The following is a 15,496-nucleotide window of genomic DNA, read 5'->3' as shown; positions in this document are numbered from 1 at the left end:
TCGCACCAACCGCACCGTCCTAGGAGCTGCACCCTCATGCGTATCGGAATCCTCGGCCTCGGCCGCATCGGCGCCTTCCACGCCGAGACCCTGTCCACGCTGGACGCCGTCGAGTCCCTCGTCGTCGCCGACCCGTTCGCGGAGGCGGCCAAGGCCGCCGCGGAGCGGTTCGGGGCCGAGGTCGCGGACTCGCCCGAGGCGGTCCTGGCCGCCGGAGTGGACGGTCTCGTCGTGGCGGCGGCCACCGACGCCCACCCCGCCCTGCTCCTGGCCGGCGTCGAGGCCGGCGTCCCCGTCTTCTGCGAGAAGCCCGTCGCCCGCACCATGGCGGAGGGTGTCGAGGTGCTCAAGGCCGTCGAGGGCAGCGGCGTCCCGGTCCAGATCGGCTACAACCGCCGCTTCGACGCCGGTTTCGTCGCCGCGCGGGCCGCCGTGCGCAACGGCGAGCTGGGCAAGCTCCACACGGTCCGCTCGACGACGCTGGACCCGGCGCCGCCCCCGGCCGCGTACATCGCGGCGTCCGGCGGGATCTTCCGGGACTGCTCCGTCCACGACTTCGACATCATCCGCTGGGTGACCGGCCGCGAGGTGACCGAGGTGTACGCCGTGGGCGGCAACCGGGGCGCCGACTACATCAAGGCCGCGGGCGACGCGGACACCACCGGCGCGATCCTCACGCTCGACGACGGCACCATCGCCGTGGTCTCCAACAGCCGCCACAACGCCCGGGGTTACGACGTCCGCATGGAGCTGCACGGCTTCCAGGACTCCATCGCCGTCGGCCTGGAGGACAAGCTCCCGCTGCGCTCGGTCGAGCCCGGTGTGACCTTCCCGTCCGGCACCCCGCACGACTTCTTCATGGACCGCTTCACCGAGGCATACCGCGCCGAACTCACCGCGTTCACCGAGGTCGTCGCCGGTACCCGGCCCTCTCCCTGCACGGTCGCGGACGCCCTGGAGGCCGGCTGGATCGCGGAGGCCTGCACGCTGTCACTGCACGAGCACCGTCCGGTGACGATCGAGGAGGTACGCGGAGCCTGACAGCGGGCCCCGGGCCGTGTCGCGCGACGGCAGGCCCTGGGCGCGGGGTCCGTCGACGCCGAGGCCGAGGATCCGCTCCGTCCCCGCCTCGCCGTCGCGGGCGGGGTCGATGCGCCACAGTACGCCGAGTTGGAGGAGCACGTCCTCGGGGTCGAGCCCGGCAATGAGCAGTGCCCTCGGGGACCCGTTGCCGCGCGAGATCACCCCCGCCCTCGGCCGTCGCAGCCGGTACACCACCGAGAGGTCCCATCGCCTCCTCGGCCGGCCGCCCCGGCCGGCCCGGCAGACGGTGTTCGACTGTGTGGAAGGCCTGATCGAGCACGGCGCCGCCGGGCCGATCGGCCGAACCTCACAGGCAGTAGCGGACCATCCACTCGTCGGGGTTGTACGCGTCCCGTGCCGGATCCCGCGGTGCGGCCGGCCTCTCCTCCACGGTGTCCTCCGGGCGGACCCGCTCCGGCAGTGCGCCGAACCTGGCCCGGCGCAGCGCGGCCTCGGCAGCGGCCGGTGTCGTCTCCTCGTGCTCCGTGTGCGTCAACTCGTCCTCCCCGTCCGGCGTTCAGACCTCCGTCACCCTCCTGAACGTTCTCAGCGCGCCGCGGGTTCCGCCGGCAGGTTGAAGACGTGGTTCGGGGAGATGACCGACGTGATCGCGTCGCCGAAGAGGGTGCTGGGCTCCTGGCCGTTGTAGTTGATGTCGGTGTTGAGGAGGACGACCAGGGTCGCCCGGGCCGACGGCAGATAGACGGTCAGGGACTCGTAGCCGGGCAGGGAGCCGTTGTGCCCGATCCAGCCCTGGACGTCGAAGATGCCGAGGCCGTACCCGGCGCCCGGAATGGCGGTCGGCGGCGTGGTGAGCCGCTGCGCCTGGACCGCGGGGCTGATCAGGATCCCGCCGTCGGGCAGCCGGCCCGTGGCCACCGTGCGCGCCCAGACCCGCAGATCCTCCAGGTTGGAGATCATCGCGCCGGCCGCCCAGCCCCAGGAGGGGTTCCAGTCGGCCGAGTCCGTCACCTGGCCGGTGGCCGTCTGGTCGGTGTAGCCCTGCGCGTGCGGCTGCGGGAACTCGTTGCCGGTCGGGAAGAGGGTGTGCCTGAGGCCGGCCGGGTCCAGGATGTTGTGCTGGATGTAGTCACCGAGCGGTGTGCCACTGGCCTTCTCGACGACCAGACCGAGCAGGATCAGGTTGGTGTTGGAGTAGTCGAACTTCTCCCCCGGTGGGAACAGCACCGGGTGCCGGAAGGCGTAGTCGAGCAGTTCCTGCGGGGTGAAGGGGCGCTGCGGATCGGACGTCAGCGCCTTGAAGAAGCCGTCGTCCTCGGAGTAGTTGAAGAGCCCGCTGCGCATCCCGGCCAGCTGGCGCAGCGTGATCCTGTCCCCGTTCGGTACGCCGCTGACGTACTTGTCGATCGTGTCGTCAAGGCCCACCTTGCCCTGGTCGACCAGCTTCAGCAGCGCCGTCACCGTGAACGTCTTGGTCTCGCTGCCGATCCGCATGTAGAGGTCGGGGGCCATCGCCCGGTCGTTGGTCTTGTTGGCGACGCCGAACGACTTCACGTACCGGCCCTTGTCGGGTGTCCAGATCCCGACGGTCACACCCGGGACGTTCGCCTCCTGCATGACCCGCTGCACGGTCGCGTCGAGCTGCCGCCGCACGGCGGGGGTGAGTTCGCGGACGTCGCCAACCGAGGGCGACGGCGAGGGCGGATCGGCGACCGTGGCGGCGAAGGGAGCCGAAGAGGGCAGGGCCACGGTGGTCGTGCCCGCGGCCGGCACCAGCAGCATCCCCACCGCGGCGACGACCACGGCCCGTCTGCGCAGTCGGGTCGAGGAGTGCGACATGGGCTCAACTCCCGGGTGAGGACGCATGCCCTGGACCCCAGCATAGGAGTGCCCGCGCGCCGTCGCCTGTCGGAGACGGCGGCACGCGGGCACTCCCGCTCGACGACGTGACGGTGCGGCGACGCTCCGTCACGGCCGCCCGTTCACGCCCCGCACGACCTCAGGAACTGCCGCGTGCGCACCGCGATGGGCAGCGGCTTGTCCGGCTCGCACGGGTACATGTCCTGCTCGACGATGGCGAACAGATCGACGCCGAGCCTCTGGGCCGCTTCCAGCACGGGCTCCAACTCCGGTACGCCGGAGGGCGGCTCGCACATCACCCCGCGCTGCACCGCCGGGCCGAACGGCACCCCGTTCGCCACGACGTCCGCGAGGATCTCCGGGTCGACCTGCTTGAGGTGCAGATAGCCGATGCGTTCGCCGTACGTCTCGATGAGCTTGACGCTGTCGCCGCCGCAGTAGGCGTAGTGACCGGTGTCCAGGCAGAGGTTGACCAGATCGGAGTCGGTCGCGTCGAGGAACCGCTCGACGTGCTCCTCGGTGTCGATGTGCGTGTCGGCGTGCGGGTGCACCACGATGTCGAGGCCGTACGTGTCCTTGACCTCGCGGCCGAGCCGTTCCATGCCCCGGGCGAGGTGGGTCCACTGCTCGACGGTGAGCTCCGGCGGCTCCAGGACCTCGGCGGTCTTGTCGTCGCGCCAGAAGGAGGGGATCACCACCAGGTGCCCGGCTCCCATCGCCTGGGTGAGCTCGGCGACCTGGCCGACGTGCGCCCAGGTGGACTCCCAGACGGCGGGTCCACGGTGCAGGCCCGTGAAGACCGTGCCCGCCGACACCTTCAGATTCCGCTTGTTCACCTCGTCGGTGAGGCGGGCGGGGTCCGTGGGCAGATAGCCGTACGGGCCCAGTTCGATCCAGGAGTATCCGGCCTCGGCCACCTCGTCCAGGAATCGTTCCCAGGGCACCTGCTGGGGGTCTTCGGGGAACCAGACACCCCAGGAGTCGGGGGCCGAGCCCACCCGGATGCGGTCGAGGGCGTTCGCCATGGTCAGGAGGTCCCTTCGGGGTGGGTCGCGACGGGTGCGGTGAGATCCTTCTCCTCGGGGAGCTCATCGACGTCCACACCGCGCACCTGCGCGAGTTCGTGCTTGAGCGCGGCGAGTTCGGCGCCGCCGGCCATGTGGTTGGTCAGCTCCTCCAGGCTGACCTGGCTGCGGTCGGCGCTGAGTTCGAGGGTGCCCAGGCGCAGCACGCTGAAGTGGTCGCCGACCATGTAGGCGTGGTGCGGGTTGTGGGTGATGAAGATGACGCCGAGGCCGCGGTCGCGGGCGGCGGCGATGTACTTCAGCACGACACCGGACTGCTTGACGCCGAGTGCGGCGGTCGGCTCGTCCAGGATCAGGACGCGGGCGCCGAAGTAGACGGCGCGGGCGATCGCCACGCACTGGCGCTGGCCGCCGGAGAGCGTGCCGATGGGCTGCTCGAGGTCGTCGAGGACGATGCCCATGTTGCGCAGTTCCTGGTCCGCGGTCTTCTTCATGCGGTCGATGTCGAGACGGCGGACCGGCCAGGGGCCCTTGGTCATCTCGGAGCCGAGGAAGAAGTTCCGCCACACCGGCATCAGGGGCACGGTGGCCAGGTCCTGGTAGACAGTGGCGATGCCCTTGCCGAGGGCCTCGCGCGGGCTGGTGAAGCGCACCGGTTCGCCGTCGACCAGGAAGTCGCCCTCGGTGTGCTGGTGCAGCCCCGAGACAATCTTGATCAGGGTGGACTTGCCGGCGCCGTTGTCACCGAGGACGCAGGTCACCTTGCCGGGGCGGACCGTCAGATCGACGCCGTGCAGGGCACGGATGTTGCCGTACGACTTGCCCGCGTTGCGCAGTTCGACGATGGGGCGGTCAGCGCCGTCGGGCGCGGCGTCCTGGAGGACGGCTCCGTGGGTTCCGTTGGTCGTCATGAAGTCACCTCCGGGTCGCCGTGCGACTGACCCACAGATTGATGAGGACGGCGCCGAGCAGCATCACGCCCAGGAAGGCCTTGAACCAGTCGGGGTTCCAGCCGGCGTAGACGATGCCCTGGTTCACCATGCCGAACATGAAGGCGCCGAAGACCGGACCGATGGCGGAGCCGTAGCCGCCGGTGAGCAGACAGCCGCCGATCACCGCCGCGGCGATGTAGATCAGCTCCTGGCCGACGCCCTCGCCGGACTGCACGGTGTTGAAGGAGAACAGGTTGTGCATGCCCATGAACCAGGCGCCGAAGCCGACGGTCATGAACAGCGTGATCTTGGTGAAGGCGACCGGGACACCGACCGCGCGGGCGCTGTCCTTGTTGCCGCCGACCGCGTAGATCCAGTTGCCGTACTTGGTGCGCAGCAGCACCCAGGTGGCGAGCGCGGCGAAGACCAGCCACCACACGACGGTGATCTTCACCTGGACGCCGCCGATGTCGAACGACGACGCGAAGATCTTCTTGGCCTGGTCGAAGCCGTCCATGTTGCTGATGTCGTCGGTGGCGACGTTGCCGGTGATCAGCTTGGTGACGGCCAGGTTCACGCCCTGGAGGATCAGGAACGTGCCCAGGGTGACCAGGAAGCTGGGCAGCCCGGTGCGCATCACCATCCAGCCGTTGAACGCGCCGACCCCGAGGGAGGCGATGAGGGCGACGATGACGCCCACCCACACGTTCATGGTCAGCTGGTAGCTGAGCATGCTCGCGGTGAGCGCCGAGGTGATCACGGCGACACCGGAGGACAGGTCGAACTCCCCGCCGATCATCAGCAGTGCCACCGGCAGGGCCATGATGCCGATGGTCGACGACTGGTAGAGCACGGTGGCCATCGAGCTGCCCTGGCGGACCGCGGGCGCCGCGATCAGGAAGAACACGAGCACGGCCACCGCGCCGAGGAAGACGCCCACTTCGGGCCGGGCCAGCAGCCGCAGCGCCAGGGGGCGCTGGGCCGTACGGCCGTCTGTCGCCTTGGGGCCGGAGGCCGGCGGTGTGCCCACCGCCGGCCCAGCCTGCTGGGTCATGCTCATCACCGGGTGCCCTTCGCGGCGAACTGGGCGACCTTGTCGACATTGGTCTTGTCGACGAAGGCCGGGCCGGTCAGCACCGGCTGCTCCCCGCCGCCCATGTAGTTGCCGTTGTTCTTGTAGAGCCACAGGGAGTCGACCGCCAGGTAGCCCTGCAGGTAGGGCTGCTGGTCGACCGCGAACTGGATCGTCCCCTTGGAGATCGCGCCGGTCAGGTCCTTGTTGAGGTCGAAGGTGGCGACCTTCGCCTTGCTGCCCGCGTCACCCACGGACTGGACGGCGGTCAGGGCGTAGGGCGCGCCGAGGGCGACCACGTAGTCGATGCCGCTGTCCTGCTTGAGCTTGGCGGTGATGGTCGACTTCACCGACGGCATGTCGGTGCCGTTCACGTACAGCGTCTCAAGCGTGCCGGAGAACGTCTTCTTCACGCCGTCGCAGCGCTGGGTCAGGCCGACGTTGCCCTGCTCCTGGATCACACAGACGGCCTTCTTGGCGCCGGCCTCGTTCAGCCGCTTGCCGAGCGCCTCGCCGGCCACGCCCTCGTCCTGGCCGAAGAACTGCATCAGGCCCAGCTTCTTCCAGTCGCTCACACCGGAGTTGAGGCCGACGACCGGTATGTTCGCGGACTTCGCCTTGTTGACGACGTCTTTCATGGCGTCCGGCTTGGCGAGGGTGATGGCGATGCCGTCGACCTTCTGGTCGATCGCGTTCTGCACCAGGTTGGCCTGGTTGCCCGCGTTCGGGTCGGCCGAGTAGACGAGCTTGATGTTGTCCTTGGCCGCGGCGGCCTCCGCGCCCTTGCGGACGATGTCCCAGAAGGTGTCACCCGGTGCCTGGTGCGTCACCAGCGCGACCGTCATCCGGGGAGTGGTGGCCTTGCCCGCGGAGGCGTCCGAACCACCCTCTTCGGACTTCTTGCCGCCGGAGCTGCTGGAGCAGCCGGCGAGGGTGAGCGCCGCCGCGGCGGCCACGGCCACCACGGGGGCCAGTCTGCGGGAGCGGGAGTACGAAGAGCGGTCCATCTTTCCGGCACCTCACTGTGCGACGAGAAAAGGAGGCGGATCTACGGGGATCCGGGCCCGGCGCCGGGCGGCGGTCCGGGTCATGTGCTGTCTGTGTGTTGGGACGGGATCAAAGTCTCCCTCGCGCCCGCTGTCAATACTTTGTTAAGACATCATTTCACTCTCAGGTCCGAATGTAAGTACAAACCATTGACAGCACGACCCGACGGGACCTACACCTGAGCCCATGGCCAAGTCAGCATCCCAGCCCTTCGACCTGATCACGATGGGCCGTATCGGAGTTGATCTCTACCCGTTGCAAACAGGTGTACCCCTGGCCCGGGTGGAGTCCTCCGGGAAGTACCTCGGGGGTTCGGCGGCCAATGTGGCGGTCCCGCCGGGCTCGCTCGTCCACGGGCTGCTCGGCGGCCGGGACCTGGCCCAGACCATGCGGTACGCAGGCGCGGCCGGCGTCCTGGTCGCCTCCCGCCTCGCCTGCTCCTCCGCCATGCCCACCGAGGTCGAGGTCGAGGACCTCCTCGCGCGAGCCACCCCCGAACGGAGTCTGTCTTGACCCTCACCATCCCCGAGCTCGCCACCGTCAGGGCCCGGCATCCGGAGGCGATCGCCGAGGCGGCCGCTCGCCGGGTGCGCCGCCCCCTGCTCGGCGACGGCGGCCGCCTGATGATCGTGGCCGCCGACCACCCGGCGCGCGGCGCCCTGGGCGTCGGCGGCCGGGGGCTGGCGATGGCCAACCGGAGCGACCTGCTGGAGCGGCTGTGCGTGGCGCTGTCGCGGCCCGGCGTCGACGGGGTGCTGGCCACCGCCGACGTCCTGGAGGACCTGCTGCTGCTCGGGGCGCTGGACGGCAAGGTGGTCATGGGCTCGATGAACCGGGGCGGTCTGGCCGGTGCCTCCTTCGAGATGGACGACCGGTTCACCGGGCACCGCGCCGAGGACATCGAGCGGCTCCGCTTCGACGCGGGCAAACTGCTGCTCCGTATCGACTACTCCGACCCCGGCTCACTGACCACGCTGGAGTCCACCGCCCGCGCGGTGGACGACATGGCCGCGCGCCGACTGCCGCTGTTCATCGAGCCGTTCATCTCCCGCAGGACCGGGGGCGCGATCCGCAACGATCTGTCCGCCGAGGCCATGACCCGCTCCATCGCCATAGCCTCCGGACTGGGCGGCACCTCCGCCTACACCTGGCTGAAGCTCCCCGTCACCGAGAACCCCGACGACATGGCCGAGGTCATGGAGACCTCGACCCTGCCCGCCGTGCTCCTCGGCGGCGAGGTCGGCGACGACCAGGAGGGCGCGTACGAACGCTGGCGCAAGGCGCTGCGACTCCCCACCGTCCACGGCATGGTCGTCGGCCGCTCCCTGCTCTACCCCGCCGAGGGCAGTGTGGAGCAGGCGGTGGACACGGCCGTGGGCCTGTTGTGACCCGGAGGCGACGATGAACAGCCCGTTCCACCTGCCGGCCGGCAAGGCCCTGGGCGGCCCGTATGCCGTGGACGTCTCGCCCGAGACCGCGGGGTGGGGCTTCGCCGGCCTGCGCGTGCTGGAGCTGCCGCCGGGCGGCTCGCACACCTTCGACACCGACGAGAGCGAGTGGATCGTCCTTCCGCTCAGCGGCGGCTGCACCGTCACCGCCGTCGACGAGTTCGGCCGGGACACCTTCCGCCTCGACGGCCGGGACAGCGTGTTCGCCGCCGTCACCGACTTCGCGTACGTGCCGCGCGACGCCCGTACGACCGTCACCTCGGCCGACGGCGGGCGCTTCGCGCTCACCGGCGCCCGCTGCACCCGGAGGCTGCCCGCCCGCCACGGACCGGCCTCCGACGTGCCGGTGGAACTGCGCGGCACCGGGAACTGCTCCCGTCAGGTCAACAACTTCGCTGCCGCAGGCGCCTTCGAGTGCGACAGGCTCATCGCGGTCGAGGTGATCACCCCGGGCGGCAACTGGTCCTCCTTCCCGCCGCACAAGCACGACGAGCACCGCCCCGGTGAGGAGTCCGTGCTCGAAGAGATCTACTACTTCGAGTTCGAGGCCCACGACGGCACCCCGGGCCTGGGCTACCAGCGGGTCTCGCCGTCCGGCCGGGGCCGCGGCACCGACGTCCTGGCCGAGGTGCGTGACAAGGATGTCGTCCTCGTCCCGGACGGCTGGCACGGACCGTCCCTGGCCGTGCCCGGCCACCACATGTACTACCTGAACGTCATGGCGGGTCCGGAGCCCGAGCGGGCCTGGCTGATCCGCGACCACCCCGACCACGCCTGGATCCGTGACACCTGGCCGGACCGGCCCGTCGACCCCCGTCTGCCGCTGTACACCGCACCCGAGAGGCCCTGATGAGCACGACCACTGTCCGCCTGACCGTCGCCCAGGCGCTGGTGCGGTTCCTGTCCGCCCAGTACACCGAGCGCGACGGGGTACGGCACCGGCTGATCGCCGGCACCTGGGGCATCTTCGGCCACGGCAATGTCGCCGGAATCGGCCAGGCGCTCATCGAGTACTCCGATGCCATGCCGTACCACCAGGGCCGCAACGAGCAGTCCATGGTGCACGCGGCGGTCGGCTACGCCCGCCAGCTCAACCGCCTCTCCGCGCAGGCCGTGACGACGTCCATCGGCCCCGGCGCCACCAACCTCGTGACCGGCGCCGCCCTGGCGACCATCAACCGGCTGCCGGTCCTGCTCCTGCCCGGCGACTACTTCGCGAGCCACGCCCCCGATCCGCTGCTCCAGCAGCTGGAGCACCCGGTCGAGGCGGACGTCTCCGTGAACGACACCCTGCGCCCGGTGTCGCGGTACTTCGACCGCGTCACCCGTCCCGAGGCGCTGATCCCCTCCGCACTGAACGCCATGCGCGTGCTCGCCGACCCGGCCGAGACCGGCGCCGTCACCCTCGCCCTGCCGCAGGACGTGCAGGCGGAGGCGTACGACTGGCCCGAGGAGTTCTTCGCCGAGCGGATCTGGCGGGTACGGCGCCCCGCTCCCGACCCGGTCGAGCTGGCCGAGGCGGTCCGCGCGATCCGGGCCGCCGGGCGCCCGCTGATCGTCGCGGGCGGCGGAGTCCACCACAGCGAGGCCGAGGAGGCGCTGAAGTCCTTCGTGGACGCCACGGGCATCCCGGTCGCCTCCACGCAGGCGGGCAAGGGCTCCCTGCGCCACGACCACCCCGCCGACCTGGGCGGGATCGGCCACACCGGCACGGCGGTGGCCGACGACCTCGCCCGCACCGCCGACCTGGTCATCGGGGTCGGCACCCGCTACACGGACTTCACCACCGCCTCCGGCACCCTCTTCCAGCACCCCGGCGTCCGGTTCCTGGGCGTCAACATCACCTCCTTCGACGCCCACAAGCTGGCCGCGCGGACCGTGGTGGCCGACGCGCGGGCCGCCCTGGAGGCGCTCGGCGAGGCGCTGGCCGGACACCGTGTGGGCTCCGCCTACGAGGCCGAGTACCGGGCGGGCAAGGAGCGTTGGGACCAGGTGGTCGAGGCCGCCTACCGGGCCGACGACGAGGACGCGGTCCCGACCCAGACGCAGGTGCTCGGCGCCCTCGACGCGGTGGTCGGCGACGACGACGTGGTGATCAACGCGGCGGGCTCCCTCCCCGGCGATCTGCACAAGCTCTGGCGGGCCCGCTCGCCGCGCCAGTACCACCTGGAGTACGGCTACTCCTGCATGGGCTACGAGATCCCGGCGGGCCTCGGCGTCCAGCAGGCCGCACCGGACACCGTCGTGTGGTCCCTGGTCGGCGACGGCACCTATCTGATGATGCCGACCGAGATCGTCACCGCGGTCCAGGAGGGGCTGCCGGTCAAGCTGGTCCTGATCCAGAACCACGGGTACGCCTCGATCGGCGGTCTTTCCGAGTCGGTGGGCGGCGAGCGCTTCGGCACGGCTTATCGCTACCGCGTCGCGGACGGCACCTTCTCCGGCGCCCCGCTGCCCGTGGACCTCGCCGCCAACGCGGCCAGCCTCGGCATGGACGTCCTGCGTGCCAAGACCGTGCGGGAGTTGCGCGAGGCGCTGGCCACGGCCCGCGCCTCCGGCCGGCCGACCTGTGTCCATGTCGAGACCGACCCGTCCCCCACCGCTCCCCCCGCCGAGGCCTGGTGGGACGTGCCGGTCGCCGAGACCGCCTCGCGCGAGGCCGCCGTACGGGCCCGCGAGAGCTACGACCGCCAGGTCGCCGACCGCCGCCGGCACCTGTGAACTCCCCCTGCGGCCCCGGCCTGCCCAGCCACTTTTGATCCCGTCCCCGCTCTTCGGAAGGAGGTGCCCCGGTGGCGAGAACCGCTGATCAGCCTCGTCCCGTGCCCGGCTCCGCGCTCGACTCCCTGGACTTCGCCCTGGACCGGGCCAGTCCGGTGCCGCTCTACTACCAGCTCGCCCAGCAACTGGAGGCGGCCATCGAGCACGGGGTCCTGGCACCGGGGAACCTCCTGGGCAACGAGATCGATCTCTCCGTACGCCTGGGTCTGTCCCGGCCCACGGTCCGCCAGGCGATCCAGTCCCTGGTCGACAAGGGCCTGTTGGTCCGTCGGCGCGGCGTCGGTACACAGGTGGTGCACAGCCAGGTCAAGCGGCCGCTGGAGCTCAGCAGCCTCTACGACGACCTGGAGTCGGCCGGACAGGGCCCGACCACGCGGGTGCTGCGCAACGAGGGGGTACCGGCGACCGCCGATGTGGCCGCCGCCCTCGGCGTCGCGGAGGGCAGCGAGGTCACGCTGCTGGAGCGGCTGCGGTGCACCCACGGCCAGCCCGTGGCGTTTCTGTGCAACTACCTGCCCGCGAACCTGCTCGAACTCGACACAGAAAGCCTGGAGTCGACCGGTCTGTACCGGATGATGCGCGCGGCGGGCATCACGCTGCACAGCGCCCGGCAGACCGTCGGCGCCCGCTCCGCCACCGCCGAGGAGGCCGCCCGCCTCGACGAGAAGGAGGGCGCCGCACTGCTCACGATGCAGCGCACGGCGTACGACGACACGGGCCGACCCGTCGAGTACGGCACCCACATCTACCGGGCGTCGAGGTACGCCTTCGACTTCCAGCTACTGGTCAGACCGTAACCGGAAGCCTCCCCTCACCTCAGCCCCCACGGCCGTCCGCGCCGTGGGGGCTCTGTGGCTGTTGGTTTCTGAACGAACTTGCGAGTGATCGTGTCGATTACGTTTCGGGCAAGAGACGCATGAGAGGGACGTGAGGTATTGACGCATGCCCGGACATGCGGCTGTTATTACGCCCACGATGTTCGGTCGAGTTGGTTTCTGATCGGTTTCGAGGACCTTTCGGAGGCCGGCTCACCCCCTTGATCGAACCCCTGCCTTCAGGAGCCGCCATGCGCCTCTCGCCCTCGGGTCTTGCCGTTCCGGGTCCCAGCCGTCGCTCCCTGCTCCGAGGAGTGGGTGGCGCCGCCGTCCTCGCCGGCGCCGGTATACCCCTGCTGTCCGCCTGTGGCGGCAGCGGCGCCTCTTCGGACCCGAAGACCGTCACCCTCGGCTCCAACGCGTCCGACGCCGTGCCGAAGAAGGCCTTCGAGTCCGTCTACGCCGCATTCAAGAAGCAGTCCGGCATCACGGTCGACGTGAACACCAAGGACCACAACACCTTCCAGGAGCAGATCAACTCCTACCTCCAGGGCACGCCGGACGACGTGTTCAACTGGTTCGCCGGCTACCGGATGCAGTTCTTCGCGGCCAAGAAGCTCGCCACCCCGATCGACGACGTGTGGGCGAAGATCGGGGGCAACTTCCCCGACGCGATGAAGAAGCTCAGCAAGGGCGAGGACGGCAAGTACTACTTCGTCCCGCTGACCACGTACCCGTGGGCGATCTTCTACCGCAAGAGCGTCTTCCAGCAGCACGGCTACAAGGTCCCCGCCACATGGGACGAACTGGTCGCCCTGTGCAAGCAGATGAAGAAGGACGGCCTGGTCCCGATCGCCTTCGGCGACAAGGACGCCTGGCCCGCCATGGGCACCTTCGACCAGATCAACTTCCGCCTCAACGGCTACGACTTCCACGTCCAGCTGATGGCGGGCAAGGCCTCCTGGACCGACTCCAAGGTCAAGGCCGTCTTCGACCACTGGGCCGAGCTCCTCCCCTACCACCAGGACGGCTTCATGGGCCGCACCTGGCAGGACGCCGCCCAGTCGCTGGTGTCCAAGAAGGCCGGCATGTACCTCCTCGGCTCCTTCGTGGCCCAGCAGTTCACCAACAAGGCCGACCTGGACGACCTCGACTTCTTCCCCTTCCCGGAGATCAACTCCGCGTACGGCCAGGACACCGTGGAGGCGCCCACCGACGGCTTCATGGTCAGCAAGGCCCCCAAGAACCACGACGGCGTCGTCAAGCTGCTGGAGTACCTGGGCAGCCCGGAGGCCGAGCAGACCTACCTCAAGACCGACCCGAGCGTGGTGGCCGCCTCCAGCAAGGCCGACACCTCCTCCTACTCGGCGCTGCAGAAGAAGGCGTTCGACATGATCAGCGGCGCCAAGAGCCTCACCCAGTTCATGGACCGCGACTCCCGGCCGGACTTCACCTCGACGGTGATGCAGCCCGGACTGCAGAAGTTCCTCCAGAACCCCAAGGGCGTGGACGGCTTGCTGTCGTCGATCGAGCGCCAGAAGAAGCAGATCTTCGCGTCCTCGTGAGCAGCGGCATGACAACCGACATGACGACGAAGACCCCGGAGGCGGCCGCCGTGCCGCCTCCGGGCGCTGCCTCCGCATCCAAGCGGGCGGGCCAGGGCCATCGGCGCCTGCTGACCCGCCGTGACCGGTTCACGCTCGCCCTGATGGCGGGCGTGCCCACGGTCCTGCACGTGGCCCTGGTCTGGGTCACCGCCCTCGCCTCCATCGCGCTCGCCTTCACCACCTGGGACGGCATCGGGTTCGACTCGATCAAGTGGGTGGGCCTCGACAACTTCAAACAACTCTTCAACGACAACCCGCAGTTCTGGCCGGCCGTCCAGCACAACGTCATCTGGTTCGTCGTCCTGATCCTCATCCCGACGCCGCTCGGCCTCTTCCTCGCCATTCAGCTGGACAAGAAGATCCGCTTCAGCCGCGTCTACCAGACGGCGTTCTTCCTGCCGGTCGTCATCTCCATGGCGTGCATCGGCTTCGTCTGGCAGCTGGTCTACAACCCGGACACGGGCCTGATCAACAGCATCATCGGCGCCAACAAGCCGGGCCACTACATCGACTGGATCGGCGACCCCAAGCTCAATCTGTGGGCCGTCCTCATCGCCGCCTCCTGGCGGCACACCGGCTACATGATGATCCTGTACCTGGCCGGTCTGAAGAGCGTCGACCCGTCGCTCAGGGAGGCCTCCGCGCTGGACGGCGCCAATGAGTGGCAGACGTTCAAGAGCGTCATCTTCCCGACGCTGCGCCCCACCAACACGGTCGTCCTGGTCGTCACCATCATCGAGGCCCTGCGCGCCTTCGACCTGGTGTTCGTGTTCAACAAGGGCGCCCAGGGCACCGAGTTGCTGTCGATCCTGGTGACCAACAACATCATCGGCGAGTCCAGCCGCATCGGTTACGGGTCGGCGATCGCGGTGGTCCTGCTGGTCATCTCGCTCGCCGTGATCATCCCCTATTTGGTGGCCACCTTCCGGAAGGAGCGGCGATCGTGAGCGCCCCCACCCTCGCGGCCGGCGCGCTCAAGAAGCGCGCGCCCGTCCGCCCCGCCCGCATCCTGCTGCACGTCTTCCTCGCCGGCACGGCCCTCGCCTGGCTCGCCCCGCTGCTGTGGGCGATCTTCTCGGCCCTGCGCCCGTACAGCGAGACCAGCGAGAAGGGCTATGTGTCCTGGCCGGACACGCTGAACTTCGACAACTTCAAGAACGCGTTCGAACAGTCGGACATGACGCACTACTTCGGCAACACGCTGCTGATCGCGGTGCCGGCGGTGCTCCTGACGCTGTTCCTGTCGTCGATGGTCGCCTTCTACGTCAGCCGCTTCGACTTCCGCGTCAACCTCGCGCTGCTGCTGGTCTTCACGGCGGGCAACCTGCTTCCGCAGCAGGTCATCATCACCCCGCTGTACCGGATGTATCTGCTCACCGACCTGCCCGGCATCACGCAGAGCGGCAAGCTGTACGACTCGGCGCTCGGCCTGGTGCTGATCCATGTGGCGTTCCAGTCCGGCTTCTGCGCGTTCGTGCTCAGCAACTACATGCGCTCGCTGCCGCACGAACTGACCGAGGCCGCGCTCGTGGACGGCGCCTCGGTGTGGCGGCTGTACTGGCAGATCACGCTGCCGCTGTGCAAGCCGGCGATGGCGGCCCTGGCCACCCTGTTGTCGATCTGGATCTACAACGACTTCTTCTGGGCCCTCGTGCTGATCTCGACCGGCGAGAACATGCCGATCACCTCGGCCCTGAACAACCTCTCCGGCCAGTACTTCACGGACCCCAACCTGGTCGCCGCCGGCGCCCTGCTCACCGCGATCCCCACCCTGATCGTCTACTTCGCGCTCCAGCGGCAGTTCGTCAGCGGTCTCACCCTGGGCTCCAACAAGGGCTGACCCGGCTCCACTTGAAAGAGAACCC

General features: G+C 69.4%; 15 protein-coding genes and 1 pseudogene. 9 read left to right on the top strand and 7 right to left on the bottom strand.

The window, feature by feature from the left end; all coding sequences use genetic code 11:
* The first annotated feature begins 36 nt into the window (after positions 1-36).
* Positions 37-1,041: a Gfo/Idh/MocA family protein gene (locus ACZ4EG_RS20865; RefSeq protein WP_467791632.1), complete on the top strand. Its 1,005-nt coding sequence runs from the start codon at positions 37-39 to the stop codon at positions 1,039-1,041.
* On the opposite strand, the gene ACZ4EG_RS20860 is transcribed toward ACZ4EG_RS20865, so the two are convergent.
* The 7 genes from ACZ4EG_RS20860 to ACZ4EG_RS20830 all read right to left on the bottom strand — a co-directional run bounded on the left by ACZ4EG_RS20860 (position 991) and on the right by ACZ4EG_RS20830 (position 6,940).
* Positions 991-1,278: a hypothetical protein gene (locus ACZ4EG_RS20860; RefSeq protein WP_467791631.1), complete on the bottom strand. Its 288-nt coding sequence runs from the start codon at positions 1,276-1,278 to the stop codon at positions 991-993. The genes ACZ4EG_RS20865 and ACZ4EG_RS20860 overlap by 51 nt on opposite strands.
* A gap of 112 nt (positions 1,279-1,390) precedes the next feature.
* Entirely contained in the window at positions 1,391-1,579 is a 189-nt protein-coding gene (locus tag ACZ4EG_RS20855) for a hypothetical protein (protein ID WP_467791630.1), read from the bottom strand.
* 50 nt (positions 1,580-1,629) lie between these two features.
* On the bottom strand, positions 1,630-2,883 hold the full coding sequence (locus tag ACZ4EG_RS20850) for a serine hydrolase domain-containing protein (RefSeq protein ID WP_453545594.1): 1,254 nt from the start codon (positions 2,881-2,883) through the stop codon (positions 1,630-1,632).
* Between the two features lie 143 nt (positions 2,884-3,026).
* Positions 3,027-3,929 (bottom strand): sugar phosphate isomerase/epimerase family protein, encoded by a 903-nt coding sequence (locus ACZ4EG_RS20845; RefSeq protein WP_467791629.1) that lies wholly within the window; start codon positions 3,927-3,929, stop codon positions 3,027-3,029.
* Between the two features lie 2 nt (positions 3,930-3,931).
* A complete protein-coding gene (locus ACZ4EG_RS20840) occupies positions 3,932-4,840 on the bottom strand; it encodes an ATP-binding cassette domain-containing protein (RefSeq protein WP_467791628.1) in 909 nt (302 codons plus the stop codon).
* A 4-nt stretch (positions 4,841-4,844) separates the two neighbouring features.
* Positions 4,845-5,921: an ABC transporter permease gene (locus ACZ4EG_RS20835; protein WP_390705637.1), complete on the bottom strand. Its 1,077-nt coding sequence runs from the start codon at positions 5,919-5,921 to the stop codon at positions 4,845-4,847.
* On the bottom strand, positions 5,921-6,940 hold the full coding sequence (locus tag ACZ4EG_RS20830; protein ID WP_453545589.1) for a sugar ABC transporter substrate-binding protein: 1,020 nt from the start codon (positions 6,938-6,940) through the stop codon (positions 5,921-5,923). Before ACZ4EG_RS20830 ends, ACZ4EG_RS20835 begins: the two co-directional genes overlap by 1 nt.
* 226 nt (positions 6,941-7,166) lie before the next feature.
* On the opposite strand from ACZ4EG_RS20830, the pseudogene ACZ4EG_RS20825 reads away from it, so the two are divergent.
* The 8 genes and pseudogenes from ACZ4EG_RS20825 to ACZ4EG_RS20790 all read left to right on the top strand — a co-directional run.
* Positions 7,167-7,328 (top strand): annotated as a pseudogene (locus ACZ4EG_RS20825) (5-dehydro-2-deoxygluconokinase); the annotation flags it as partial.
* Positions 7,329-7,489: 161 nt separating this feature from the next.
* The gene (locus tag ACZ4EG_RS20820) at positions 7,490-8,368 is read left to right on the top strand and encodes a Cgl0159 family (beta/alpha)8-fold protein (RefSeq protein ID WP_467791627.1); all 879 of its coding nucleotides are present in this window, start codon (positions 7,490-7,492) and stop codon (positions 8,366-8,368) included.
* 13 nt (positions 8,369-8,381) lie between these two features.
* Positions 8,382-9,278 (top strand): 5-deoxy-glucuronate isomerase, encoded by an 897-nt coding sequence (gene iolB, locus ACZ4EG_RS20815; RefSeq protein WP_467791626.1) that lies wholly within the window; start codon positions 8,382-8,384, stop codon positions 9,276-9,278.
* Positions 9,278-11,149 carry a 3D-(3,5/4)-trihydroxycyclohexane-1,2-dione acylhydrolase (decyclizing) gene (gene iolD / locus ACZ4EG_RS20810; RefSeq protein WP_467791625.1) on the top strand — a complete coding sequence of 624 codons (1,872 nt, stop codon included), beginning with the start codon at positions 9,278-9,280 and terminating at the stop codon, positions 11,147-11,149. Before iolB ends, iolD begins: the two co-directional genes overlap by 1 nt.
* Before the next feature lie 71 nt (positions 11,150-11,220).
* Complete coding sequence (locus tag ACZ4EG_RS20805) at positions 11,221-12,006, top strand: GntR family transcriptional regulator (protein ID WP_467791624.1); 786 nt, start codon at positions 11,221-11,223, stop codon at positions 12,004-12,006.
* A gap of 269 nt (positions 12,007-12,275) precedes the next feature.
* Complete coding sequence (locus ACZ4EG_RS20800) at positions 12,276-13,589, top strand: ABC transporter substrate-binding protein (RefSeq protein ID WP_467791623.1); 1,314 nt, start codon at positions 12,276-12,278, stop codon at positions 13,587-13,589.
* An 8-nt stretch (positions 13,590-13,597) separates the two neighbouring features.
* Positions 13,598-14,578 carry a carbohydrate ABC transporter permease gene (locus ACZ4EG_RS20795; protein ID WP_390705630.1) on the top strand — a complete coding sequence of 327 codons (981 nt, stop codon included), beginning with the start codon at positions 13,598-13,600 and terminating at the stop codon, positions 14,576-14,578.
* On the top strand, positions 14,575-15,471 hold the full coding sequence (locus ACZ4EG_RS20790) for a carbohydrate ABC transporter permease (protein ID WP_453545574.1): 897 nt from the start codon (positions 14,575-14,577) through the stop codon (positions 15,469-15,471). Before ACZ4EG_RS20795 ends, ACZ4EG_RS20790 begins: the two co-directional genes overlap by 4 nt.
* Positions 15,472-15,496 lie beyond the last annotated feature (25 nt).

Source organism: Streptomyces sp. NPDC025638 (genome assembly GCF_055558775.1).
Note: the sequence above shows the minus strand (reverse complement) of the source record. Positions and strands in the feature narration are given on the sequence as shown.

Bases quoted from the DNA above. Each gene is read 5' to 3' on its own strand.
- ACZ4EG_RS20865 (WP_467791632.1), top strand. From the start codon at position 37: ATGCGTATCGGAATCCTCGGCCTCGGCCGCATCGGCGCCTTCCACGCC.
- ACZ4EG_RS20795 (WP_390705630.1), top strand. From the start codon at position 13,598: ATGACAACCGACATGACGACGAAGACCCCGGAGGCGGCCGCCGTGCCG.
- ACZ4EG_RS20835 (WP_390705637.1), bottom strand. From the start codon at position 5,921: ATGAGCATGACCCAGCAGGCTGGGCCGGCGGTGGGCACACCGCCGGCC.
- ACZ4EG_RS20800 (WP_467791623.1), top strand. From the start codon at position 12,276: ATGCGCCTCTCGCCCTCGGGTCTTGCCGTTCCGGGTCCCAGCCGTCGC.
- ACZ4EG_RS20845 (WP_467791629.1), bottom strand. From the start codon at position 3,929: ATGGCGAACGCCCTCGACCGCATCCGGGTGGGCTCGGCCCCCGACTCC.
- ACZ4EG_RS20830 (WP_453545589.1), bottom strand. From the start codon at position 6,940: ATGGACCGCTCTTCGTACTCCCGCTCCCGCAGACTGGCCCCCGTGGTG.
- ACZ4EG_RS20850 (WP_453545594.1), bottom strand. From the start codon at position 2,883: ATGTCGCACTCCTCGACCCGACTGCGCAGACGGGCCGTGGTCGTCGCC.
- iolD (WP_467791625.1), top strand. From the start codon at position 9,278: ATGAGCACGACCACTGTCCGCCTGACCGTCGCCCAGGCGCTGGTGCGG.
- ACZ4EG_RS20840 (WP_467791628.1), bottom strand. From the start codon at position 4,840: ATGACGACCAACGGAACCCACGGAGCCGTCCTCCAGGACGCCGCGCCC.
- iolB (WP_467791626.1), top strand. From the start codon at position 8,382: ATGAACAGCCCGTTCCACCTGCCGGCCGGCAAGGCCCTGGGCGGCCCG.